This window comes from Stenotrophomonas sp. GQ19 (assembly GCF_059758695.1).
Genome location: NZ_JCAXES010000012.1, coordinates 1 through 23104, shown reverse-complemented (window position 1 = coordinate 23104; position 23104 = coordinate 1). Strand labels below are relative to the sequence as shown.

Here is a 23104-nt window from a genome sequence, read left to right as displayed (position 1 = left end):
CATGCAGCCCCATGTCCACGCCCCGCGTCCGCCCGCCGCCGCACCTGCCGTGCCGTCCGCCAGGGCGCGCGTGTGGGCCGGCCTGACCGCCGTCGTCGCCGTCGCCGCGATCACGCTGCAGTACGCGGTGCTGCTGGCCTCGGTGGGGGCCACCGCCGGCAGCGGTCAGGCACTGCTGCGGCTGCTGGGCTACTTCACCATTCTCAGCAACATCGGCGTGGCTGCCGTCTGTCTGGCGCGCCTGCGGGGACGCACCGGCGGCATGGCCGCCCCGGCACCCAGCGCCGCGGTGGCGGTGTACATCGGCATCACCGGCCTGGTCTACGTGCTGGTGCTGCGCACGCTGTGGCACCCGCAGGGCCTGCACTGGTGGGCCGACACCGGCCTGCACTACGTGGTGCCCGTGCTGTACCTGCTGGGCTGGCTGGCCGGACCGCATGGGCAGCTGCGCTGGCGCCAGCTGGGCGGCGTGCTGCTGTTCCCGGCGCTCTACCTCGGCTGGGCGCTGCTGGTGGGGCGATGGAGCGGGCAGTACCCGTATCCGTTCCTGGATCTGGCGGCGCTGGGTGCGGTGGGCGTGGCACGCAACGCGGCCGTGGTGGGGCTGGCCTTCGTGGCCCTGGCCGCGTTGCTGTGGCGGATCGACATGCGGATGGGCGCGCGATCACGCACCGTGCGGTAGGTATCGACCGTTGGTCGATACGGGTTTGACGCAGGGCGAAAAGGCAGCCGGGCAGAGCCCGGCTCTACGTGGCGCCTACGCGCGCCAACTGGTCGCGCAACGCCATCGCCGCGCCGGGATTGCGCTGCTTGGCCGCACCAATGAACAGCATGTACACCTCGCGCGGGCCCGAGGTCGGTGCTTCGGCGGCCACATGCGGCAGGTCCGGATTGTCCTCGCCGCGGGCCCAGCGCATCGCACGCAGGCACCACTGTTCCAATGCGCGCTCCGGGTAGCCCGCACGCAGGTTCGCGCGCGCATGCATCAGCCGCGCGTAGACGAAGTCCGCGGTGGGGTCGGCAAAGCTCGGGTAGTCGTTGGAGCCGCTGAAGACCAGCGCGGCGTTGTGCGCGCGCGCCACCGCCACCAGTTCCGCGCTCCACGCGGCCGGGTTGCGCACCTCCAGCGCGTGCTGCAACGCGCGCCCGTCGGCCTTGCGCGGCAGTTGCGCCAGGAACCGGTCGAACTCCTGCGCGCCCGCCGGATGGGTGTCGCCGAACTGCCACACCAGCGGTCCGAGCCGATCGCCGAGCGCGACGATGCCGTCGATGAAGGCCTCCGCACGCGCGCCTACCGTCGTCAGGTCATGGGTCTGGGTGATGGTGCGGGGGGCCTTGGCCGAAAAACGGAACCCCGGCGGCGTCTGCTCGCGCCACTGCGTGTAGATAGCCGGCTTCTGTGCCCGGTAGAAGGTGCTGTTGATCTCGATGCAGCCCAGCGCCCGGCTCGCGTGCGCCAGCTCTTCGCGTTGCGCCAGGCCGGCCGGATAGAAGGTTCCGCCGCGCCAACCCGGAAACACCCAGCCGCCGATGCCGGTACGGATGCGTCCTGCCGCCGTCATGCGTCGCCCGCGTGGGCGCGCCACGGGTCGTAACTGCCGAACCACCACAGGTAGCCTTCCAGGTCGCGGCACGCGTAGCCGCGGCCGCCATAGGCCTGGTCGGCGATGTCCATCACCACCTGCGCGCCGGCGGCCACGGCGCGCGCGTAGTGCGCATCCGGGTCGGCCACGATCACGCAGGCACTCTGGGTCTGGCGGCCGTCCACCTCGTCGGGGTGCACGCTGTAGCGCCCCCACTCGCTGGCGTTGTCGACCGAGCCGAGCATGATCATGCCGTGGCCGTACACCAGCTGCGCGTGGTGTACGACCTCGCCATCGGCATATACCGCCTGCGGCTCAAAGCCGAACGCGCGCTCCAGCCACGCAATGGCGGCGTGCGCATCGTGATAGCGCAGGCAGGGAATGACGGTGGATACGGTATCGGCAGGCGCGGTCATACAGGGCTCCGGGGCGGTCCGCCTTCTGGCACAGGCGAGCCTGAGCGCCCCCGCGTTACCATCGTGCGAAACCCGGCCCAGGCGCGCCTGCGCGCCTCAACGCCCCCGCGACACGCAACTGGAGACACTGCTTGAACACATCCTGGATCGGAGGCGTTGTGCTGCTTGCATGCGCACCTTTGGCATCGGCGGCGGTGCCGGCCGAACTGCAGCGGCTGGACGCCACGGTCGAGCGTGCGCGCAGCACATTCGACGTACCCGGCATCGCGGTGGCGGTGGTCAAGGATGGCCAGGTGGTATTCGAGCGCGGCTACGGCGTGCGCGAGCTGGGCAAGCCGGCACCGGTGCAGGCCGATACCCTGTTCGCCATCGCCTCCAACACCAAGGCGTTCACCGCCACCGCGCTGAACCTGCTGGCCGAGCAGGGCAAGCTGAAGATGGACGACCGGGTGATCGACCACCTGCCCGGGTTCCGCATGTCCGACGCCTACGTCACCGGCGAAATGCGCATCCGCGACCTGCTCTCGCACCGCAGCGGGCTCAGCCTGGGCGCGGGCGACCTGCTGTTCTGGCCGACCACGACCTACAGCAACCAGGAAGTGGTCGCTCGCCTGGCCAAGGTGCCGCTGAAGGCCGGTTTCCGTGACCGCTACGCGTACGACAACATCCTGTATGCAGTGGCCCAGCAGGTGATCGAGCAGGTGTCCGGGCAGTCCTACGCCGATTTCCTGCAGCAGCACATCTTCACCCCGGTTGGCATGGCCGGCACCCGCTACAACGCCGACCACCTGCAGCCGGGCGACAACGCCGCCGTTGGCCATGCCAAGTACGACTTCAAGGCCCTGCGCACGGTGGCGCCGCTGACCTGGTCCAACAACGCCGGTGCGGGCGGCATCTATTCCAGCGTGCATGACATGGCGCGCTGGATGAACGTGCAGCTGGCCCACGGCACGCTGGAAAACGGCACGGCGCTGTTCAGCGCAAAAAGCCAGCAGGGCATGTGGCAGATGATCACCCCCCAGGTGGTACCCGAACCGAGCGTGCCGCAGCTGGCGGCCGCGCGCCCGAACTTCGCCGGCTATGGCGAAGGCTGGAGCCTGAGCGACTACCGGGGCCAGAAACTGGTCTGGCATACCGGCGGCTGGCCGGGCATGGTGTCGCGGGTGACGCTGGTGCCCGAACAGAAGCTGGGCATCGTGGTGCTGACCAACCAGGAAGTGGGCGCGGCCTTCAACGCCATCACCATGGACGTGCTGGACGCCTACCTGAGTGCACCGCAGACCGACTGGGTGGCGGCCTATGCCGCGGCCGTGGCCAAGGCGCAGGACAAGGCCGATGAAGGCTGGGCCACCCACCAGGCCGCACGCGACGCGAAATCCACGCCCTCGCTGCCGCTCGCAAGCTACGCGGGCGGCTACCGCGACGCGTGGTATGGCGACGTCTTCGTCGAGCAGAGCGCGGGCAAACTGCGCCTGCGCTTCGGCAAGACCGCGCAGCTGGTGGGCAAACTGGAGCACTGGCAGCACGACACCTTCATCGTGCGCTGGGACGACCGCTCGCTCAACGCCGATGCCTTCGTCACCTTCAGCCTGGACCCGGACGGCAAGGTTCGCGATGTGCGCATGCAGGCCATCTCGTCGTTGACCGATTTCAGCTTCGATTTCCAGGATCTGCTGCTGGTGCCGATCAAGACCGACGTCAAGGGCTGAACCGCACGCGCGGCGTGAGCTGCAGGTAAAGGCATGCAGCAGGCCGCGGTGGGATAATCGCGGCCTGCTTTGCTTCGGGGTAATGGAATGTTCCGCTGGTTCGAGTCGCTGATTCCGGTTTTTCCGCCCATCGACGGGCGCATGCCACCGCGCAAGGTCGTGCCGTTCTACATCCACTACCTGCGCCCGGTGTGGCCGGTGCTGCTGGCCACGCTGATTGCCGGGCTGCTGCTGGCGCTGGTGGAAGTGGCGATGTTCGACTTCCTCGGCCGCATCGTGGACATGGTGGCCGAACAACCCGGTGCCGGGTTCTTCCAGCGCCACGCCAACGAGTTGCTGTGGATGGTGGTCATCACCGTGCTGCTGCGCCCGGTGCTGGTGGGCCTGCACAACCTGCTGGTCAACCAGGCCATCGTGCCGGGGCTGAGCAACCGCTCGCGCTGGCTGATGCACAACTACGTGGTGCGGCAGAGCCTGAGCTTCTTCCAGAACGATTTCGCCGGCAGCATGGCCAACCGGGTGATGCAGACCGGTACCTCGCTGCGCGAATCGGCCGTGCAGATGGTCGATTCGCTCTGGTACATCGTGGTGTACACCGGCACGGCGCTGTACCTGTTCGCGCAGGCCGACTGGCGGCTGATGATTCCGCTGCTGCTGTGGATGGTCGCCTACGTGGTGATCATGTGGTACTTCGTGCCGCGTGCGAAGGAACGCGCCTGGATCGCCTCCGAAGCGCGTTCCAAGGCGATGGGCCGGATCGTGGACGGCTACACCAACATCCCCACGTTGAAGCTGTTCGCCCACGGCGGGCGCGAGCAGGCGTATGTGGCCGAGGCGATCGACGAGCTGGCGGCCAAGCACCGCCGACAGACCCGGGTGACCACCGGCATGGACCTGACCATCGCCATCGTCAACGGCTTCCTGATCGCCGGCACCTGCGGCCTGGCGCTGTGGCTGTGGAATGGCGGGCACATCAGCGTGGGCGCCATCACCCTGGCAACGGGGCTGGTGATCCGCATCCACAACATGTCCGGCTGGATCATGTGGACCATCAACGGGATCTTCGAGGACATCGGCACGGTGCAGGACGGCATCACCACCATTTCCCAGCCGTTGACCGTGCAGGATCGCGACGACGCGACCGCGCTGCAGGTGACGCAGGGTGGGGTGCATTTCGACCACATCCACTTCCACTACGGCAAGACCGGCGGGGTGATCGCCGGGCTGGACCTGGACGTGAAGCCGGGCGAGAAGATCGGCCTGGTCGGACCGTCGGGTGCGGGCAAGTCCACGTTGGTGAACGTGCTGCTGCGTCTGTATGACCTGGAAAGCGGGCAGATCCGCATCGACGGCCAGGACATCGCCAGCGTCACCCAGGAAAGCCTGCGCCGGCAGATCGGCGTGGTCACCCAGGACACCTCGCTGCTGCATCGTTCGATCCGCGACAACCTGCTGTACGGCCGCCCCGACGCCACCGACGCGCAGCTGCGCGCCGCCGTGGCCAAGGCGCGTGCGGAAGCGTTCATCGACACCCTGCGTGATGGCGAAGGCCGCCAGGGCTACGACGCGCACGTGGGCGAGCGCGGGGTGAAGCTGTCCGGTGGCCAGCGCCAGCGCATCGCAATCGCGCGCGTGCTGCTCAAGGACGCGCCGATCCTGGTGCTGGACGAGGCGACCTCGGCGCTGGACTCGGAAGTGGAAGCGGCCATCCAGGACAATCTGGACGAGCTGATGGCCGGCAAGACGGTGATTGCCATCGCGCACCGTCTTTCCACCATCGCGCGCATGGACCGGCTGGTGGTGATGGACCAGGGCCGCATCGTGGAAACCGGCACGCACGCCGAGTTGATCGCGGCCGGCGGCCTGTACGCGCGCTTGTGGGCGCGCCAGACCGGCGGCTTCGTCGCCGCCGACGCCTAACCGACGCCGACGCTGCCGGGGGGGGTAGAGCCGACTGTCAGTCGGCTGCTCCGGCTCTACGAAACCACACAAAAAAACGGCCCGGTTCGCACCGGGCCGTTGCCTGTCTGACGAGGAACCAGGCGGGTTTACTCGATCGGCTGGTCCAGCATCAGCTGGCGCGCGAAGCGCACCGGCGGGGCGCCGTAGGACAGCATCTGGTCGTGGTAGGCCTTCAGGTTGAACTTCGCGCCCTGCTTGTCCTGCACGGCCTTGCGGGTGTCGAAGTGTTCCTGCGCACCGACGAAGTAGGTCGGCAGCTGGGCCGAGGTCAGCTGCGCGCGCACCCACTTGCCCGACGCTTCGCTTTCCTGCTGGAACGCATCGTGGGTCATCAGCTGCATCGCCTGCTCACGCGTCCAGTTGTCCACGTGCACGCCCTGGTCCAGGATCGCGTTGGAAATGGTGCGCAGGTAGAACTTCAGCTGCACCAGGTGGAACAGCGGATCGTTGTCCAGGTAGCCCTGCTCCTGCATCATCCGCTCGGTGTACACCGCCCAGCCTTCGGCGAACAGGCCCGAACGCAGCACCGCGCGCAGCGTCGACGGGAACTTGCCCGAATGCCAGCCTTCCAGGTAATGGCCCGGCGTGCCTTCATGGATGCTCAGCAGGTGGATCATGCGGCTGTTGTATTCGCGGAGGAACGAGTCGACCTGCTTGTCGTTCCAGTCGTCGGGAATCGGCGAGACCGCGTAGAAGGTCTTCAGGTTCTTGTCCAGCGGGCCCGGCGAATCGCAGTAGGCCACGGCCACGCCGCGCTGGAACTCCGGCATCAGGATGATGTCCACCGGCGAATCGGGCAGGGTCATCAGGTCATGCTTGCGCACGAACTCGGTGGACTGCGCCAGCGCGGCCTTGGCATCGTCGACCACCTTGTCGCGGGCCGGCTTGTCGGCGTAGGCCAGCTCCAGCGCCGCTTCGATCGCGGCCTGCTGCTGTTCATCGCTCGGGTTGGCCGGCAGTGCCGGAGCACCCGGCTTGTCCTTGAGCACGGTCTGCGCGATGCCGTACATGTCCTGGCGCACGCGCTTGAGTTCGGCGCGCGCGCGCTCGCCGATCTCGGCGCGCGACAGCGACGAGTTCAAGGCGAACTTCAGCTTCTGGTCGTACAGCTCCGCACCGATGCGGAAGTCGCCCTTGGCATTCGGCACCAGGGTCTTGTCCAGCCAGGTCTGCTGCTCTTCAACGGCCTTCTTCAAGCCATCGATGGCCGCCTGCAGGCGCTTGCCGTCTTCGGCCGGCAGCTCGCCGATGTGCGGGGTGATGAAGGTATCGACGATGCTCAGGATGCCGCGGTTCTGCTTGGCCACGGTCTCGGCATGGATCTTCGGCACGCGGGCCGGGTCCAGGTTCTCACGGGCCTGGGCAAAGATCTGCGGCAGCTTCTCCATGCGCGCGGTGGCCGACTTCAGGCGCTCGGGCAGCGGTGCGAACTCGCGTGCCATCAGGCCGTAGATCGCGCTGCCGGCCACGCCGTTGTAGATCTGCGGATCCCACTTGGACGACTGCAGCACCTCGGCGCTCCAGATTTCCGACTGCAGCTGGTTGCGCAGGATCGCCGCGTCCACCTGGTTCTCGCGCGAAAGCTTGCTGACGTCGATGCGGTCCAGGTCGGCGACAAGGCCCTTGTAGGCCGTCAACATCTTCTGCTGGCCGGCGGCGCTCAGGTCGTCGATCTCCGCATCGTAGCGGTGGTCGCCGATCTGGGTGGCGCTGATCGGCGACAGCTGCATCCAGGTATCCAGCGCGCGCTTGGACAGGTCGGCAAAGGCGGCGTCCACGGCGGCGTCGCCAGCGGGGGCAGCGGCGGCCGGCGTACCGGGTGCGGCGGTCGGGGCGTCGGCCTGCTGGCAGCCGCCGAGGGCGGCGATCAGGGCGAGGGCGAGAAGATGCTGGCGCATCGGCGATCCTGTGCTGTGGTCAATCGCCGAGCATAGGCCCCCGCGCCCGGCCGCGCCCGTGCCATTGGATTACCATGGCCCTTTCCCAGCCGGAGGGTGCGCCATGCAGTACGAAGGGAGCTGCCATTGCGGGCAGATCGCGTTCGTGGTCGAGGCGGCCGAGCCGATCACCGAGGCCCTGGACTGCAACTGTTCGCTGTGCCGTCGCCGCGGTGGCCTGCTGTGGTTCGGCCCGCGCGAGGCGCTGCGGCTGACCACCGATCCGGCCGACGTGGCCACCTACCAGTTCAACCAGCACCACCTGGAACACCACCATTGCCGTACCTGTGGCACCGCCCCGTTCAGCGAGGGCGTGGATCCCCGCAGTGGAAGCAGGATGGTGGCGGTGAACGTACGTTGCCTGCCCGGGGTGGACCTGGACGGGCTCACGATCAATCGCTTCGACGGAGCAAGCAAATAAATGAAACGGACGATGTGGCACCCCAAGGGTGCATGGGCAGGGATGCTGGTGCTCGGGCTGGCCGGCTGTGCGGCCCAGAATCACGGCGAAGCGGCCGCCGACGCGGGCGCCGGTGCACTGGCATCGCCGGAAGGCGCGATGCTGGCCTACGAACACGATCTGGACATCACCCTGGACGCGGCCGGTATCGCCCCGCGCGTGAAGCAGATCGCCGAGGCGTGCCAGTCCGCGCGGTTCGGTGACTGCGCGGTCCTGCAGGTGGGCCAGCAGGGCGGCGAATACCCCAGCGGTTCGGTCAAGGTGCGGATCGCGCCCAAGGGGGTTGAGCCGCTGATCGGGCTGGCCGGGCAGGGCGGTGAGGTGGCCTCGCGCAACACCCATGCCGAAGACCTCGCCCAGCAGGTGGCCGATACCGCGCTGACCAAGGCGCGCCTGCAGAAGGAACACGAACGGCTGCTGGCCTACCAGGACAGCAAGGACATCAAGCTCGCCGACCTGCTCACCATCACCCAGCGCCTGTCGGAAATCGAGGCCGGGGTCGAGCAGGCCAACAAGGAGGCGGCCCAGCAGCACCGCCGTATCGACACGCAGCTGGTGACGATGCAGTTCCACACCCCGTCCGGGCAGCGCAGCCGCAGCCAGATCGGTGAAGCACTGAGCGAGTCCGGCGCCGTGCTGACCACCAGCGTGGCCTTCCTGATCCGCGCGCTGTCGGCGTTGCTGCCGTGGGCGGTGGTGGCCTGGGTGTTCGCCTGGATCGGCAGCGTGCTGTGGCGCCGCCGCAAGCGCCGCCTGGCCGCACGGGCCAGCTGACGCGGCAAGGCGCGGTGCCGGTCAAACCCGGCACCGCGCAGCCATCAGCCTTCGTCGTGTTCGTATTCCACGAACACGTCCAGCTCCAGCGCCAGTTCCTGCACCGCATCGCGCACGCGCTGGGCGGCGAGCGCATTGCCTACCTCCACTTCCAGCTCGTGGATGCCCGGGCCGATGTCGTCGGACAGGCCGGCCGAACTGGAATCGTCATCGTCCATGTGCGGCATCAGGTCGTCGGTTTCCTCGACATGCTCGATGCCTTCGATGCTCTGCAGCAGGTCGGTGATGGCACGCGCGTCGTCATCGCTGCCGGTAATTCTGAGTCGCAACAGGGCCATGGAACACGCCTTGGGGGAAAGGAACTCCAGCCTAGCCAGCGCGTGGACAAGGCCGGGTGAGGATGGGCGCTACCGCGCACCGGACAATGCGGGCCGGCCCAGCAGTTCATCCGGCAGCGCCGGTATCGGTGTGCGCTCATCCAGCGCTTCGCGTTTGAGCCAATCCATGAAGGCCACCGCGGTGGGGCTGAGCGGGCGGTGTTCGGCATGCACCACGTAATAGGCATAGCGCGCCTTCAGGGCCGGGCCGGGCAACCGCACCAGTTCATAGCGTTGCAGATACGGCTGGGCGATGTGCTTGCGCGCCAGCACCGCGCCGATGCCATACACCGCCGCGCGCATCGCGTCGGTGCTGTCGCTGAATGAATGCACCGACGGCAGTTCCAGACCGCGCACCCCGGCGGCGCGGAACCAGTCGCGCCAGCCCTGCGGCGACATGTCGCTGATCAGGGGCAACGCCGCGATCTGCGCCGGTTCGCGCAGGGCCGCCACGCCGGCCAACGCGGGCGACGCGACCGGGCACAGCTCGTCGTCCATCAGGTGATGCGCGCGCAGGCCGGGCCATTGCCCCAGCCCGTAGCGGATGCCCAGTTCCGGCCCGGTGTCGTCGAAGCGCACCAGCTCGGTGCTGGTCTGCAGTTCGATGCGCACCTGCGGGTACTGGGCGGTGAAGCGGGCCAACCGGGGCACCAGCCAGCAGTACGACAGCGAGCGGATGGTGGTCACCCGCAGCGGCACGATGTCGGCCTGGGGATGCAGGTTGCCGGCCACCGCGTTGAGATCGCTCAACGCCGCGGCGGCGGCATCGGCCAGCTGGCGGCCTTCGGCGGTCAACCGCACCCCGCGCGCGTGGCGCTGGAACAGCACCGTGCCCAGCAGCACTTCCAGCTTGCGCACGTGGTGGCTGACCGCACTGGCGGTCAGGTGCAGCTCTTCGGCGGCATGGGCAAAATTCTGGTGGCGCGCGGCGACCGCGAAGACCCCCAGCGCGGGCAGCAGGGCAGGGCGCAGGATCATGGACGAGACCCAAATGAGATTTGTGGCTTGCCCGGATACTACGCGCTTGTGGGCCCCTTCCGGTAGGCGGATGCTGTGCCCCTGTCCCCTGGAGCCGCCCCCATGTTGCCGTCCGCGACCGCCATTCAGCCACGCATCTGCCTGTTGTCCGGGGTGCGTCCATGAGCGGCGCACCGCTGGCCAGCGCCGTGGTCGAACGCGACTGGCGCACCCCGCTGGAACTGACCGTGTTGGGCGCGATCTGGGGCTGCTCGTTCCTGTTCATGCGCGTGGCGGTGCCCAGCTTCGGCCCCTATGCGCTGGTGGAAGTGCGGCTGCTGCTGGGCGCGCTCGTGCTGCTGCCGTTCCTGTGGCAAGCCCGCGCGCAGTTCCCGGCACGGCGCTGGCTGTGGTTGGCGCCCATCGGCGTGATCAACTCCGCGATCCCGTTCGTGCTGTTCGCCTGGGCCGCGCAACACGCCCCGGCTGCGATCGGGGCGATCTGCAATGCCATGACCGTGCTGTTCGCCGCGCTGATTGCCTTCCTGTTCTTCGGCGAAAAGATCGGCATGCGCCGCGCCATCGCGCTGCTGGTCGGCTTCGCTGGCGTGGTGGTGCTGGCCACCGCCAAGGTGTCGGGGCTGAGCATCGGCGCGGCGGTCATCGCCGGCGCTTTGGCCGCGCTGCTGTACGGCCTGGGGGTGAACCTGGTGAAGCGGCACATGACCGGCTTGCCGCCGGCCGCATCCGCGGGGGCCACCCTCGGCTGCGCCGCCATCGCGCTGCTGCCGATGGCGCTTACCCACTGGCCCACCGGCCCGATCCCGACGGTGTCCTGGGTTTGCGCCATCGCCTTGGGCGTGGTGTGCACCGGTCTGGCGTTCCTGATGTTCTACCGCCTCATCGCCCGCATCGGCCCGGCCCGCGCCTCGACCGTCACCTACCTGGTCCCGATCTTCGGCGCGCTGTTTGCGTGGTTGTTCCTGGGCGAAGCGGTGACCGGGGCGATGGTGGTCGCCGGTGCGTTGATCCTGGGTAGCGTGGCCGCGTCGCAGAAGCGGTAGGTCGTGCGGTCGCGGGCAGGGGCAGCCGACCAACGGTCGGCTCTACCAACGCCTCTTACCCAACCGCACGCGCAATCTGTCCAGAGGCAGGGCGACCCGCCGGCCGCGCGCGCAGACAATCAAAACGCCAACGCGTGTGCCGTTACCGCACCGGCACCGCGATATTGCACAGGTCGATGTGCCCCGCCGGGCGCTTGTAGAAATCATCCACCCGGTTGCGGCGTGCCTCCACCACATCGGCGAACGTCTTCGACTCGGTGCGCAGCACCTCCAGCTTCGGCCGTTGCGCCGCCGGCACATCGCTGGCGCGCTGGATCGACTGGATCGCCGTGCGCTGCGCGGCGTCGGCATAGAAGCCCATCGGCGCCGGCCCACGCGGCAGCGCACTCAGCAGCTCCATGCCCTGCAGCACCCGCCCCACCACCGTGATGTTGCGGTCCAGCTGGCGTGGCGACTGCCCGGTTACCACGTACAGCTCCGCCCCGATGCTGCTGTCTTCCTCGTTGCTGCGCCCGGCACCCAGCGCGCCGTAGCAATGCGCAAGCCACGTCTTCCCGTCCTGCCGGTCCTGGCCCACCGGGAAACCATCGACGAAGCCGGTCTGGTCGGCCCAGCCGTCACGGTCGGGCAGCACGCTCACCTTCAACCCCTTGCTGTCGCGCTGGAACTCGGCCGGGAGCTTGCGCTTGGCACTGCCCAGGGGCTTGGCCTTGGCCGCATCGTCGGCATCGGCGTCGCCGAACTGCACCACGAAGTTGTCCTGGGCCCGGTAGATGCTCTCGCCATCCCAGAAATGTTCGTGCGCCAGCGTCTGGATGTTGGCCACGTGCTTGGGCGCGAACGCCGGGGCCAGCTCGATCGTCACCCGCCCGGCCGGCAGGGTCATGTACAGCACGTTGGCCGGGTCCGGCGTGCGCCAATCGCTGGCCGGGGAGGCATCCAGAATCTGCTGCGGGCTGCGGTAGGGTGTAGCCGCGCCAGCGGTGGCGGGCAGCGCGCAGGCAAGGGCGAGGGCAAGCAGGGCAGTGCGGCAAGGCGACATGGCGAACCCGTTCAGGAAGTGTCTGCCGATTGTGCGCGAAGCGCGGTCGCTGCGACCAGCGGAGGCGTGGTGTCCAACCGGCACGGTGACTAAGGGCACATTCGCTATACCGGACTTCACACTAGTGTTGACTCCACGCTAGTTGGAGAACGCGATGAGCGACCACGATGCCTACCTGAAGAAGTTCCAGAAGGAGCTCAGCTCCGGCACGGTCTCGCTGGCCTTGCTGGCGGTGCTGGCCAAGGCCGGCGAGCCGCTGTACGGCTACCTGATCGCCAAGGAGCTGGAGCGGGTCGGCGAAGGCGTGCTGAGCGGCAAGCAGAGCGCGCTGTACCCGGTGCTGCGCAACCTGGAAGGGGCCGGGTTGCTGGAAAGCCATGTTGAACCGTCGATGGCCGGTCCGCCGCGACGCTACTACCGCATCAATGACACGGGCCGTGAGGTGCTCCGGCAATGGACCGCCGCGTGGCGCGCTACCCGTGATTCCGTCGATTCCGTCCTGGAAGGGGTAATTGAATGAACATCGCGTCCGTGGCCGGTCGGGCCTTGCCGACCACCATTCCCGAGTACCTGGCGCAGCTGCGCGCCGCCCTGCATGACGCCGACCCGGCGATGGTGCAGGACGCGTTGTACGACGCCGAAGAGTACCTGCGCTCCGAGCTGGCGGCCCAGCCCGGCCGCAGCGAGGCCGAGGTGATCGCCGACGTCGCCAGCAGCTATGGAGCGCCGGAAGAAGTGGCCGATATCTACCGCGAAACCGAAATCACCGTGAACCGCGCGCTGCGGACGCCCAGCGCGGGTGCCGCGCCGCTGCGCCGGGCCGTGGTGGCCACTGGCACTGTCGGTGGGGCGGCGGCCGCGGCAAGCATCGGCACGCCGCCGGCTGCCACGCCCAAGCCGCGTTCGGCGCTGGCCCGGTTCTTCGGCGTAGCGCTGGAAGCACGCACTTATGGGGCGCTGTTCTACATGCTGCTGTCGCTGGCTACCGGCACGTTCTTCTTCACCTGGGTGGTAACCGGGTTGTCGCTGTCGCTGGGGTTGATGGTGCTGATCATCGGCATTCCGATCACCGTGCTGTTCTTCGGATCGGTCCGCGGCCTGTCACTGCTGGAAGGGCGGCTGGTGGAAGCACTGCTGGGCGAGCGCATGCCGCGCCGGCCGACCTATTCCGACCGCAGCCGCAGCTGGCTGCAGCGGGTGGGCGACATGTTCACCGATGGCCGCACCTGGCTGACGCTGCTGTACTTCGTGCTGATGCTGCCGCTGGGCATCGTGTACTTCACCATCGCGGTGACCTTGCTGTCGATCTCGCTGAGCTTCATCTGGGCGCCGGTCGCAGCCTTGTTCACCGGTGAGATACCGGGCATCTACATCGAAGGCGAGCAGATGCTGTCGATGTGGGCCACGCCGCTGCTGGCGGTGGCCGGGGTGCTGCTGCTGTTCGTCACCCTGCACCTGGCACGCGGCATCGGCCGCCTGCACGGGATGATGGCCAAGCACCTGCTGGTGCGGCTGTAGATCCCGACGGTTGCCCGGTGAACGAAACCCGGTAGTGCCGGCCGCTGGCCGGCTCCAGGCAATGCAGAACGAAACCAGGTAGTGCCGGCCGCTGGCCGGCTCCAGGCAACGCAGGATGTACAAGGAGCCGGCCAGCGGCCGGCACTACCGGATGCGATGCGGCTGCGCCGCACGCATGGCAAGGCGGTCTTAGCCCGCCTTGCGCCGCAACGGGGTGACGTTGCTGGTGATCTTGGCGGCCTTCTTCGGCTTGGTCGCGGCCGTCTGCGCATGGGCCGCGAAGAAATCACGCACCTTCGGGTACACCGTTTCGCGCCAGCGGCGGCCGCTGAAGATGCCGTAATGGCCGGCGCCTTCCACGATGAAATGCTCACGATGCTCGGCCGGAATGCCGCTGCACAGCGCCTGCGCCGCTTCGGTCTGGCCCAGCCCGGCGATATCGTCCAGCTCGCCCTCGATGCTCAGCAGGGCCGTCCCGGTGATCGCCGCCGGGTTCACGTGCTCGCCGTTGACGTACCACTCGCCACGCGGCAGCAGGAACTGCTGGAACACCACCTCGATGGTGTCCAGGTAGTACTTGGCCGGCATGTCCAGCACCGCGTTGTACTCGTCGTAGAAACGACGGTGCGCGTCGGCGTCTTCCATGTCGCCCTTGACCAGGTCGGCGTAGAAATCCCAGTGCGAACTGAAGTGCCGGCTCGGGTTCATCGACAGGAACCCGGCATGCTGCAGGAAGCCCGGGTACACGCGGCGACCGGCGCCGGGGTAGGTGCCCGGGACGGTATGGATGACGTTGTTCTCGAACCACGACAACGGGTTCTGCGTGGCCAGGTTGTTCACCGCGGTGGGGCTGCAGCGGGCATCGATCGGGCCCCCCATCATCACCAGCGTGCGCGGCGTCGGTTCGCCACGGCTGGCCATCAGCGATACCGCCGCCAGCACCGGCACGGTCGGCTGGCACACACTCACCACGTGCAGCTTGTCCGCGCCCAGGTGGCGGATGAATTCCTGCACGTAGGCGATGTAATCGTCCAGGCCGAACTCGCCTTCGCTGCCCGGCACCATGCGCGCGTCCACCCAGTCGGTGACATACACGCGGTGGTCGCGCAGCAGCGTGCGCACGGTGTCGCGCAGCAGCGTGGCGTGGTGGCCCGACAGCGGCGCCACCACCAGCACGAACGGCTGGTTGAGCATGGTGTGCAGCTGGTCGGCTTCGTTGCTGTGGCGCTTGAAGCGCAGCAGCTTGCAGAACGGCTTGCTGACTTCCTCGTGCACCACGATCGGCACGCGCTCGCCATCGACCTCGATTTCGTTGATGCCCCACTCGGGCTTCTCGTAATCCTTGCCGATGCGATGGAACAGCTCGTTGACCGCCGACAGGCGATCGGCACCGGGCATCTGCGACCACCAGTGACCCTGGTTGGCGAAGAACTTGGCGTTGGCCTGGGCCTGGTGAACCCACGGGGCGAGCATGTTGCGGGTCAACTCATGCAGTTGATAGAGCATGGCGTCCGAATATGTATGGTCTTATGTTGCCGCGCAGCATAGCCTACCGGCGGGATCGGCGCGTTAATACGGGGTCTGTCTCAGTTGTTATCGAGATTCAGCGGTCGGCACGTTCCAGCGCGGCGGCATGCCCGGCCAAGGCCGGAGACAGCCAGCAGTGCGAGCCCAGCGCGGTGAAGCCGGCGTTCTTCAGGCCGCTGCGGTACCAGCGCGCCGGACGCGCCTGGAAGCCCTCATGGTCGCCGTCGAATTCGTCCTCGGCGCTGAACGCCTCCAGGAACGCCACGCCGCCCGTGAGTTCGGCAAAACCGTCCAGCGCCGGGCGCAGCTCGCGGCTGGGCACGTAATGCATCACGTCAGAACAGACCAGCAGGTCGACCGGCGCACACGGGCGCAACCAGGCGAAGTCGCCGACCTTGGCCATGTGCAGGTTGCGGCTGCGGCCATAGCGCTGGATGGCGTACGCGCTGTTGTCGAAGCCCAGGTACTGCACGCGCGGGCGCAGCTTGAGCAGCGGTGCGCGCCAGGCGCCTTCGCCGCAGCCGATGTCGAGCACGCTGCGGATCGGGCGTTCCAGGTAGTACTCGGCGCTGGCCACGGCCAGGGCCACCTTGCGCGCCAGGCGCGCGGCACCACCGGCCTGGTCGGCCTGGTACCAGCGCTTGAAGTAGTCGGCGTCGTAGGTCTTGTCCATGGCGATCATGCGAAGTCGTGAAAACGGCGCCTATCGTACGGTGTCGCGCGGCGGCCTGGGTGGCGGTGGTGTGGCGATTGGTCGCGCCAGCCACGCATGGGGCGGCTGTACCCGGGCATGCGAGAATGCCCGACAACCTACGCCAGCCGCTGGAGCGAGCGCATGCAGAGCTATTACTGGGTCAAAACCTTCCATCTGCTGTTCGTGGTGGCCTGGATGGCGGCGGTGTTCTACCTGCCGCGGATCCTGGTGAACCTGAGCGAGACCGCCGGCCAGCTGCCGGTGACAGAGCGGCTGCAGCTGATGGGCCTGCGCCTGTACAAGTTTGGCCACATGATGTTCGGCTTCGCGCTGATCCTGGGCCTGGTGCTGTGGCTGGGTTACAAGGTGATCCCCGATTTCCCGACCATGGTGGCCCCGGGTGCGGCCGGTTGGTTGCACGCCAAGCTGGGCCTGGTGGTGCTGCTGCTGGTGTATTACTCCTGGACCGGTCGGTTGCTGAAGGGCAACGTGCGCGGCAAGCCGCTGCCGACCTCGCGCGCGCTGCGCTGGTTCAACGAACTGCCGCTGGTGCTGTTCATCGGGGTGGTGTGGTTGGTGCTGGCCAAGCCGTTCTGAGGGGAGCAACCGCAGCCGACCAACGGTCGGCTCTACCCGATCGGGTCATCGCAACGGTTGGGCAACGGCAACGGCAGCCGACCAACGGTCGGCTCTACCGGTAGTGCCGGCCGCTGGCCGGCTCTCGACCGTGTCCTGTGACCTCGATAGCCGACCAACGGTCGGCTCTACCCGGTGGGGGGCATGAAAAAAGCCGGGCGCTTTCGCGTCCGGCTTTTTTCGTTCCACCCGGAAGACAATCCGCTTAGATGGTCTCGTAGGTGCCGTAGCTGCGCAGGCGCTCGTAGCGCCGGGCCAGCAGGTCGTCCACCGACAGCTTCTGCAGGGCGTCCAGTTCGTTGAGCAGCACGGCCTTCAGGCGCTTGCCCATCTGGTTCGGGTTGCGGTGGGCGCCGCCGGTGGGCTCGCGCACCATCTTGTCGATGAGGCCCAGGCTCTTCAGGCGCGGGGCGGTCATGCCCAGCTGCTCGGCCGCTTCCTTGGCCTTGCCGGCGTCCTTCCACAGGATCGAGGCGCAGCCTTCCGGGGTGATGGTCGAGTACACGCTGTATTCCAGCATCACGGTACGGTCGCCCACGCCCAGCGCCAGCGCGCCGCCCGAGCCGCCTTCGCCGATCACGGTGCAGATCACCGGTACCTTCAGCTCGGCCATTTCCATCAGGTTGCGGGCGATCGCCTCGGACTGGCCGCGCGATTCGGCGTCGATGCCCGGCCAGGCGCCTGCGGTGTCGATCAGGGTCAGCACCGGCAGGCCGAAGCGTTCGGCCATCTTCATCAGGCGCAGCGCCTTGCGGTAGCCCTCCGGCTTGGGCATGCCGAAGTTGCGTTTGATCTTTTCCTTGGTGTCGCGGCCTTTCTGGTGGCCGATCAGCATGACCGAGCGGCCGCCGATGCGGGCCAGGCCACCCATGATGGCCTTGTCGTCGGCGAAGGCGCGATCGCCTGCCAGCTCCTGGAACTCGTCACAGAAGATGCGGATGTAGTCGGCGGTGTACGGGCGCGAGGGATGGCGGGCCAGCTGCAGGACCTGCCACGACGTCAGGTTGCGGAAGATCTGCGCGGTACGCACCCGCAGCTTGTCCTGCAGGGCGTTCACCTCGGCCTCGACATTGACCGCAGGCCCGGCGCTGGCGCTGCGCAGGTCCTGGATCTTCGCCTCCAGATCAGCGATGGGTTGCTCGAAGTCGAGGTAGTTCGGATTCATCGGAAACCGTCGTGAAGTAAAGAGGGAAAGTGTAGCCGAATGCGCCGAAAAGCCCCGTACGCCGTCGTCTGGAAACCGACGGTAGCGCAGCGGGGCGGGTCGCGCCAGTCAGCTCAGGGCACAACCAGCGCGGCACTGCCCATCAGGCTGCCGCGGGTCTGCACGAAGGTGTTGTAGGCCTCGTTGGCCTCCACCGGCAGGCCCGAGCCGAGCGCGGCGGTGGCGGCGGTGAAGGCCATCTGCGCCTGGAACGCCTCCTGCTGCAGCTGCAGCTGGGCGTCGGCGGTGGTGGCCTTCAGGTAGCGCGCATACAGCTCGCGCAGGGGCGCGGCATGCCGTTCGAAGGCCGGGTCCAGCGCGGGCAGGGCGGTGGGCGCCGGCTCCAGCGTGTAGGTCGGGGCCTGGTAACCGGCCGGCTGCTGCCGCCGGTAGGCGCCGGGCTGGCCGCTGCGCGCCTCGGCGTAGTCGATGAAATCGGCGGCGGTGAAGATCTTGGTGTTGATCCGGCCACCGGTCTCGTCCACGTGGGCCACGGTCTGTTCGTCGGGGAACGGCTCGCGCACGCCGAAGGTCCAGGCGTGATCGATGAACAGCGCGTGGGTCGTGCTGTACGGGCCATCAAAGCCGACCCCGCCCAGCGCGATATGGTTGTCCACGGTGCCGAAGTGGCGCAGCTTGTCTTCGCCGGTGACGTAGACCTCGCTGGCAATCACATACTCGCCCAGCGTCGGGTTGATCAGGCCGCCTTTGCCGCGGGCGTAGACGATGAACCGCACATCGCCCAGGGCCGGGGTCTGCAGGTGGTGCTCACCGGGCTTGAGCTTCACCGGCCGCGAGGCGTGCGCGGCGATCGGCAGTTCGTTGCCGTCGATGCGCAGGGTCAGCGGGGTGTCGCCCGGGTTGTCGATCTCGAAGGTCTGGGACGGGCTGGAGCAGCCGCTGAGGGCAAGGGCGGCAAGCAGCAGCCCGGCAAAACGTGTGATCAAAACCGGTTACCTGTTGTGTAGCGGAAGAACGGTGGGACGTGGAACGGTAGAGCGGATCAGTTCGCCCAGGGCGGGCTGTAGCGGACCTTCACGGTGCGCACGGCGGGGTCGGCGCGCAGCGCGTCCACCAGCTGGCTGTCCACCCGCACGGCGATGTCGCCGCCGACGTCGAGCATGCCGGCCACCGGACCCTGCTCGGACCCCAGCAGCAGGTCCATGCGCAGCGGCGTGCGGCCGGGGCGGTGACGGTCGAGCAGGGCGTTCACGCGCTCCCACACGGGGCCGTCCTGGCGCAGGTCCAGGCGCAGCGACAGGCGGGTGGCGTAGTTGGCGCACACCTCTTCGTAGTCCCAGCACTGGCGGATGCGCAGCGCGTAGCCGCCGTTGAATTCATCCTCGCGCAGGCCGCCCTTGACGATCAGGATGCGGTCCTTGGTCATCAAGTGGCCGAACTCGGCCAGGCCGTCGGTGAAGGCACTGCACTCCACGCGGCCCTTGCTGTCTTCCAGCTGCATGAACACCTGGCTTTCGCCCTTGCGCCGCACGCCCACCACCTGGCCGGCCAGGATCACCGGGGTTTCCTGGCGCCATGCCCGCTTCTCGCCGTCCTTGCTGGGACGGGGGGGGGGAATCAGGCGTTCGAGCATGCCCAGGTCGGTGCCGACCAGTTCCTTGACGTCGTCGGCGTACGGATCGAACGGATGTCCGCTCAGGTAGAAGCCGAGCGTGTCGCGCTCGCCGTCGAGCAGCTGGTTCAGCGCCCATTCCTTGGCTTCGGGCAGGTCCAGCTGCTGCGCGGTGGCCTGCGGGCTGGGGGCACCGAACAGCGAGTTCTGCCCCGACGCCTTCTCGCGGGTGATCTGGTCGGTGGCCTTGAGCACTTCGGGCAGCTGCAGCATCAACGAGGCGCGGTTCTTGCCCAGGCCGTCCATCGCGCCGCAGTTGATCATGGCTTCCAGGGTGCGCCGGTTGAGCTTGCCCGACTCGGCGCGCATGCAGAAATCCAGCAGCGATTCGTAACGGCCGCCACGCGCGCGTTCCTCCACCACCGCTTCGCATGCGCCCTGGCCCACGCCCTTGATCGCGCCCAGGCCGTACACGATGGTGTCGGCACTGGAGGCTTCGAACATGTAGGCCGATTCGTTCACGCGCGGCGGCAGCACGGTCAGGCCGAGGTTGCGCACTTCGGCCAGGAAGCCCACCACCTTGTCGGTGTTGTCCATGTCCGAGGACAGCGTGGCCGCCATGAACTCGGCCGGGTAATGGCGCTTGAGCCAGGCGGTCTGGTAGCTGACCAGCGCGTAGGCGGCGGCGTGCGACTTGTTGAAGCCGTAGCCGGCGAACTTTTCCATCAGGTCGAAGATGGCGTCGGCCTTGGCCTCGCTCACCCCGTCCTTGGCCGCGCCCTCGCGGAAGATCTCGCGGTGTTTGGCCATTTCGGCCGGCACCTTCTTGCCCATCGCGCGGCGCAGCAGGTCGGCGCCGCCGAGCGAGTAACCGCCCACGATCTGCGCCATCTGCATCACCTGCTCCTGGTACACCATGATGCCGTAGGTGTCTTTCAGGATCGCTTCGGTGCGCGGATCGGGGTAGATGATTTCTTCCTGCCCGTGCTTACGCGCGTTGAAGGAGGGAATCAGGTCCATCGGGCCGGGGCGGTACAGCGACACCAGTGCGATGAGGTCTTCGAAGCGGTCGGGGCGTGCGTCCTTGAGCAGGCGGCGCATGCCCGAGGATTCGAACTGGAACACCGCGCCGGTGTTGCCGTTGGCGAAGATGTCCTTGTAGGTGGCCACGTCGTCCAGCGGCAGCGCGGTGATGTCCACCGGCGGAATGCCCGCGCGTTCGTGGCGCTTGTTGATCGCCTTGACCGCCCAGTCGATGATCGTCAGCGTGCGCAGGCCGAGGAAGTCGAACTTCACCAGGCCGATTTCTTCGACGTCGTTCTTGTCGAACTGGGTAACCGGGTTACGGCCGCGGCCGCCTTCGTCGTGTTCGGCGAACAGCGGGCAGAACTCGGCCAGCGGCTCGGGCGCGATCACCACGCCACCGGCGTGCTTGCCGGCGTTGCGGGTGAGGTCTTCGAGCTGGCGGGCCAGGTCGATCAGGTCGCGGACGTCGTCTTCGTTCTGGTAGCGCTGGATCAGCTCCGGCGACGCCATTTCCGAGTCCTTGCCTTCGCCCATGGCGTCCTTGAGCGAGATGCCCAGGATGTTGGGGATCAGCTTGGAGACGCCGTCGACCAGGCCATACGGGAAGCCGAGCACGCGCCCGGAGTCGCGCACCACCGCCTTGGCGGCCATGGTGCCGTAGGTGATGATCTGGCTGACGCGTTCGCGGCCGTACTTGCGCGCGACGTAGTCGATGACTTCGTCGCGGCGGTCCATGCAGAAGTCGATGTCGAAGTCGGGCATCGACACGCGTTCGGGGTTGAGGAACCGCTCGAACAGCAGGTTGTACGGGATCGGGTCCAGATCGGTGATCTGCAGCGCCCAGGCGACCAGCGAGCCGGCACCGGAACCACGGCCGGGGCCGATCGGGATGCCCTGGTTCTTTCCCCACTGGATGAAGTCGGCCACGATCAGGAAGTAGCCGGGGAAGCCCATCTTGATGATGGTGGCCAGCTCGAATTCCAGGCGCTCGAAGTAGTCGGCGCGGGTCTTGCCTTCGGCCAGCGGGTTCTTTTCCAGGCGCGCTTCCAGGCCCTTGCGCGATTCGCTGCAGATCCAGCTGTCGAGCGTTTCGTCTTCGGGCACCGGGTAGTTGGGCAGGAAGTAGGTGCCCAGGCGCATTTCGATGTTGCAGCGTTCGGCCAGCGCGAGGGTGTTGTCGATCGCGTCGGGGATATCGGCGAACAGCGCGCACATGTCGTCGGCCGACTTGAGGTACTGCTGGTCGCTGTAATCGCGGGGACGCTTGGGATCGTCGAGCACGCGCCCGGAGGAGATGCACACGCGCGCTTCGTGGGCGGCGAAATCCTCCGGCTGCAGGAAGCGCACGTCGTTGCTGGCCACCACGGGCAGGCCGCGCTGGCCTGCGGCGAGCAGGGCAAACTGGTTGAAGGCTTCTTCGCCCTCGCGCCCGGTGCGGGTGAGCTCCAGGTGCAGGCCATCGCCGAACACGCGCTGCCAGTCGGCGAGCTGCTGCTCGGCCAGGTCGTGGCGGCCTTCGCCGGCGAGGCGGCCGGCCAGGCTGTCGCGGCCGGCCAGGGCAAACAGGTTGTGGCAGCCGGCCTTGAGCCAGTCCGGATGCACGGCCACGCCGCCTTCGGGGCGGTGGCCTTCCATCCAGGCGCGGGTGAGCAGGCGCGAGAGGCTGAGGTAGCCGTCACGGTCGCGGCACAGCAGGGTCATGCGCCAGGGGGTCATGCCCTCTTCGGCGATCATGATGTCGGCGCCGGCGATGGGCTTGATGCCCACGGTTTCGGCGGCCTTGTAGAACTTGACCAGGGCGAACAGGTTGTTCAGGTCGGTCACTGCCAGGGCAGGCAGCTTGAGTTCCACCGCGCGGCTGAGCAGGTTGGCCTGCTTGGCTTTCTTCGGGTCAGCCTGATCCGGCTTCGCCGGGACACGGATGGTCGAATCCGCCAGCGAAAACTCGGTGTGGACGTGGAGATGTACGAAACGGGAAGTGGACATGCCGGGCCAATGTAATGCCCGGTCAGGGTAGCGGCGCGCGCCTGAGCGAACAAGGCTTGACAGGGGTGTTACAGGGGGCGGGGTGGGTTGCGGGGTTCAGGTTAGTTTTTGTTTTTTTTCGAAGCTGAGGTCAAGTTCAACGGCAACGGCAACGGCAACGGCTACAAGCCCGGGGTGCGGGTGCCGAAGGGCTGGGGCGGGGGAGGCAGGGTCGCGGGACACGCCGCAAGTACGTCCTTGTAGGCTCGTTCGCGCCATCCATGGCGCTCTACGGTCCCGCAACCCTGCCTCCCCCACCCCCCGATAGTGCGGCTTTGCTCATGGGGGAGCAGGAGCGGAGCAGGAGCCGAGGCCGAGGCCAGAGCCAGAGCCAGAGCCAGAGCCAGAGCCAGGGCGGTTGGGTGGTCGATTGGGGGGAGGGCAGTGCCGAGCAACGCTCGGCACCTACGAACAAACCCCAATACCCACAATCCCCAATTACCGAATTACCGAATTACCGAATTACCCAATCTACGAATCCGACGCCGAAGCCCCAGTGCGTGGATTCACAGAGAACGTCCCCGAAACCAAAAGGCCGCTGTCACTCACGGCTACGGGTGGTCTGTCGAGGGGCGGTACGGTTGGGTTGGCGGGACCGTAGAGCGCCATGGATGGCGCGA

At 67.5% G+C, this 23104-nt stretch carries 20 protein-coding genes; 9 read left to right on the top strand and 11 right to left on the bottom strand.

The features are described 5' to 3' along the window. Position 1 precedes the first annotated feature (1 nt). Positions 2–682, top strand: coding sequence for a Pr6Pr family membrane protein (locus AC6CHL_RS18725; protein ID WP_498295746.1), 681 nt, complete (start codon positions 2–4; stop codon positions 680–682). 64 nt (positions 683–746) lie between these two features. Here AC6CHL_RS18725 and AC6CHL_RS18720 read toward each other — a convergent pair whose 3' ends face one another. Both AC6CHL_RS18720 and AC6CHL_RS18715 read right to left on the bottom strand, forming a co-directional pair. Further along, positions 747–1562, bottom strand: a complete 816-nt coding sequence (locus AC6CHL_RS18720; protein WP_498295745.1) for a DUF72 domain-containing protein — start codon at positions 1560–1562, stop codon at positions 747–749. Further along, a complete protein-coding gene (locus AC6CHL_RS18715) occupies positions 1559–1999 on the bottom strand; it encodes a VOC family protein (protein ID WP_498295744.1) in 441 nt (146 codons plus the stop codon). Before AC6CHL_RS18715 ends, AC6CHL_RS18720 begins: the two co-directional genes overlap by 4 nt. A gap of 131 nt (positions 2000–2130) precedes the next feature. Here AC6CHL_RS18715 and AC6CHL_RS18710 point away from each other — a divergent pair, with 131 nt between their 5' ends. Together AC6CHL_RS18710 and smrA are read left to right on the top strand one after the other, a co-directional pair. Further along, entirely contained in the window at positions 2131–3708 is a 1578-nt protein-coding gene (locus AC6CHL_RS18710) for a serine hydrolase (protein WP_038689514.1), read from the top strand. Between the two features lie 87 nt (positions 3709–3795). Further along, positions 3796–5628 carry a multidrug efflux ABC transporter SmrA gene (gene smrA / locus AC6CHL_RS18705; RefSeq protein WP_038689512.1) on the top strand — a complete coding sequence of 611 codons (1833 nt, stop codon included), beginning with the start codon at positions 3796–3798 and terminating at the stop codon, positions 5626–5628. 128 nt (positions 5629–5756) lie between these two features. Here smrA and AC6CHL_RS18700 read toward each other — a convergent pair whose 3' ends face one another. Next, positions 5757–7568, bottom strand: coding sequence for a DUF885 domain-containing protein (locus AC6CHL_RS18700; RefSeq protein ID WP_448135524.1), 1812 nt, complete (start codon positions 7566–7568; stop codon positions 5757–5759). A 103-nt stretch (positions 7569–7671) separates the two neighbouring features. Between AC6CHL_RS18700 and AC6CHL_RS18695 the strand changes: the two genes are divergently transcribed. Together AC6CHL_RS18695 and AC6CHL_RS18690 are read left to right on the top strand one after the other, a co-directional pair. After that, on the top strand, positions 7672–8028 hold the full coding sequence (locus AC6CHL_RS18695; RefSeq protein ID WP_038689509.1) for a GFA family protein: 357 nt from the start codon (positions 7672–7674) through the stop codon (positions 8026–8028). Further along, positions 8029–8841, top strand: a complete 813-nt coding sequence (locus AC6CHL_RS18690) for a DUF4349 domain-containing protein (protein WP_425598279.1) — start codon at positions 8029–8031, stop codon at positions 8839–8841. Positions 8842–8885: 44 nt separating this feature from the next. Here AC6CHL_RS18690 and AC6CHL_RS18685 read toward each other — a convergent pair whose 3' ends face one another. Further along, complete coding sequence (locus AC6CHL_RS18685; protein WP_038689504.1) at positions 8886–9179, bottom strand: hypothetical protein; 294 nt, start codon at positions 9177–9179, stop codon at positions 8886–8888. A gap of 69 nt (positions 9180–9248) precedes the next feature. Continuing rightward, positions 9249–10196: a LysR substrate-binding domain-containing protein gene (locus tag AC6CHL_RS18680; RefSeq protein WP_354287669.1), complete on the bottom strand. Its 948-nt coding sequence runs from the start codon at positions 10194–10196 to the stop codon at positions 9249–9251. A gap of 161 nt (positions 10197–10357) precedes the next feature. Here AC6CHL_RS18680 and AC6CHL_RS18675 point away from each other — a divergent pair, with 161 nt between their 5' ends. Then, on the top strand, positions 10358–11239 hold the full coding sequence (locus tag AC6CHL_RS18675) for a DMT family transporter (protein ID WP_498295741.1): 882 nt from the start codon (positions 10358–10360) through the stop codon (positions 11237–11239). A gap of 142 nt (positions 11240–11381) precedes the next feature. On the opposite strand, the gene AC6CHL_RS18670 is transcribed toward AC6CHL_RS18675, so the two are convergent. Further along, positions 11382–12281: a peptidylprolyl isomerase gene (locus tag AC6CHL_RS18670; RefSeq protein WP_498295739.1), complete on the bottom strand. Its 900-nt coding sequence runs from the start codon at positions 12279–12281 to the stop codon at positions 11382–11384. Between the two features lie 154 nt (positions 12282–12435). On the opposite strand from AC6CHL_RS18670, the gene AC6CHL_RS18665 reads away from it, so the two are divergent. Together AC6CHL_RS18665 and AC6CHL_RS18660 are read left to right on the top strand one after the other, a co-directional pair. After that, positions 12436–12801, top strand: a complete 366-nt coding sequence (locus AC6CHL_RS18665; protein ID WP_038689494.1) for a PadR family transcriptional regulator — start codon at positions 12436–12438, stop codon at positions 12799–12801. Beyond that, complete coding sequence (locus tag AC6CHL_RS18660) at positions 12798–13799, top strand: sensor domain-containing protein (protein ID WP_498295737.1); 1002 nt, start codon at positions 12798–12800, stop codon at positions 13797–13799. The genes AC6CHL_RS18665 and AC6CHL_RS18660 overlap by 4 nt, the downstream gene beginning before the upstream one ends. 189 nt (positions 13800–13988) lie before the next feature. On the opposite strand, the gene AC6CHL_RS18655 is transcribed toward AC6CHL_RS18660, so the two are convergent. Next, on the bottom strand, positions 13989–15305 hold the full coding sequence (locus tag AC6CHL_RS18655; protein ID WP_038689490.1) for a polyhydroxyalkanoate depolymerase: 1317 nt from the start codon (positions 15303–15305) through the stop codon (positions 13989–13991). 97 nt (positions 15306–15402) lie between these two features. Further along, entirely contained in the window at positions 15403–15999 is a 597-nt protein-coding gene (locus AC6CHL_RS18650; RefSeq protein WP_498295816.1) for a class I SAM-dependent DNA methyltransferase, read from the bottom strand. 162 nt (positions 16000–16161) lie between these two features. Between AC6CHL_RS18650 and AC6CHL_RS18645 the strand changes: the two genes are divergently transcribed. Beyond that, positions 16162–16617 carry a CopD family protein gene (locus tag AC6CHL_RS18645; RefSeq protein ID WP_038689489.1) on the top strand — a complete coding sequence of 152 codons (456 nt, stop codon included), beginning with the start codon at positions 16162–16164 and terminating at the stop codon, positions 16615–16617. A 244-nt stretch (positions 16618–16861) separates the two neighbouring features. Here the strand turns inward: AC6CHL_RS18645 and AC6CHL_RS18640 are convergent, their stop codons facing one another. The 3 genes from AC6CHL_RS18640 to dnaE all read right to left on the bottom strand — a co-directional run bounded on the left by AC6CHL_RS18640 (position 16862) and on the right by dnaE (position 22445). Then, positions 16862–17821 (bottom strand): acetyl-CoA carboxylase carboxyltransferase subunit alpha, encoded by a 960-nt coding sequence (locus AC6CHL_RS18640; protein ID WP_448133299.1) that lies wholly within the window; start codon positions 17819–17821, stop codon positions 16862–16864. Between the two features lie 113 nt (positions 17822–17934). After that, complete coding sequence (locus AC6CHL_RS18635) at positions 17935–18807, bottom strand: hypothetical protein (protein ID WP_498295735.1); 873 nt, start codon at positions 18805–18807, stop codon at positions 17935–17937. A 56-nt stretch (positions 18808–18863) separates the two neighbouring features. Next, on the bottom strand, positions 18864–22445 hold the full coding sequence (dnaE, locus tag AC6CHL_RS18630; protein WP_498295733.1) for a DNA polymerase III subunit alpha: 3582 nt from the start codon (positions 22443–22445) through the stop codon (positions 18864–18866). Positions 22446–23104: the final 659 nt, after the last annotated feature.

Bases quoted from the DNA above. Each gene is read 5' to 3' on its own strand.
- AC6CHL_RS18725 (WP_498295746.1), top strand. From the start codon at position 2: ATGCAGCCCCATGTCCACGCCCCGCGTCCGCCCGCCGCCGCACCTGCC.
- AC6CHL_RS18720 (WP_498295745.1), bottom strand. From the start codon at position 1,562: ATGACGGCGGCAGGACGCATCCGTACCGGCATCGGCGGCTGGGTGTTT.
- AC6CHL_RS18715 (WP_498295744.1), bottom strand. From the start codon at position 1,999: ATGACCGCGCCTGCCGATACCGTATCCACCGTCATTCCCTGCCTGCGC.
- smrA (WP_038689512.1), top strand. From the start codon at position 3,796: ATGTTCCGCTGGTTCGAGTCGCTGATTCCGGTTTTTCCGCCCATCGAC.
- AC6CHL_RS18700 (WP_448135524.1), bottom strand. From the start codon at position 7,568: ATGCGCCAGCATCTTCTCGCCCTCGCCCTGATCGCCGCCCTCGGCGGC.
- AC6CHL_RS18695 (WP_038689509.1), top strand. From the start codon at position 7,672: ATGCAGTACGAAGGGAGCTGCCATTGCGGGCAGATCGCGTTCGTGGTC.
- AC6CHL_RS18690 (WP_425598279.1), top strand. From the start codon at position 8,029: ATGAAACGGACGATGTGGCACCCCAAGGGTGCATGGGCAGGGATGCTG.
- AC6CHL_RS18685 (WP_038689504.1), bottom strand. From the start codon at position 9,179: ATGGCCCTGTTGCGACTCAGAATTACCGGCAGCGATGACGACGCGCGT.
- AC6CHL_RS18680 (WP_354287669.1), bottom strand. From the start codon at position 10,196: ATGATCCTGCGCCCTGCCCTGCTGCCCGCGCTGGGGGTCTTCGCGGTC.
- AC6CHL_RS18675 (WP_498295741.1), top strand. From the start codon at position 10,358: ATGAGCGGCGCACCGCTGGCCAGCGCCGTGGTCGAACGCGACTGGCGC.
- AC6CHL_RS18670 (WP_498295739.1), bottom strand. From the start codon at position 12,281: ATGTCGCCTTGCCGCACTGCCCTGCTTGCCCTCGCCCTTGCCTGCGCG.
- AC6CHL_RS18665 (WP_038689494.1), top strand. From the start codon at position 12,436: ATGAGCGACCACGATGCCTACCTGAAGAAGTTCCAGAAGGAGCTCAGC.
- AC6CHL_RS18660 (WP_498295737.1), top strand. From the start codon at position 12,798: ATGAACATCGCGTCCGTGGCCGGTCGGGCCTTGCCGACCACCATTCCC.
- AC6CHL_RS18655 (WP_038689490.1), bottom strand. From the start codon at position 15,305: ATGCTCTATCAACTGCATGAGTTGACCCGCAACATGCTCGCCCCGTGG.
- AC6CHL_RS18650 (WP_498295816.1), bottom strand. From the start codon at position 15,999: ATGGACAAGACCTACGACGCCGACTACTTCAAGCGCTGGTACCAGGCC.
- AC6CHL_RS18645 (WP_038689489.1), top strand. From the start codon at position 16,162: ATGCAGAGCTATTACTGGGTCAAAACCTTCCATCTGCTGTTCGTGGTG.
- AC6CHL_RS18640 (WP_448133299.1), bottom strand. From the start codon at position 17,821: ATGAATCCGAACTACCTCGACTTCGAGCAACCCATCGCTGATCTGGAG.
- dnaE (WP_498295733.1), bottom strand. From the start codon at position 22,445: ATGTCCACTTCCCGTTTCGTACATCTCCACGTCCACACCGAGTTTTCG.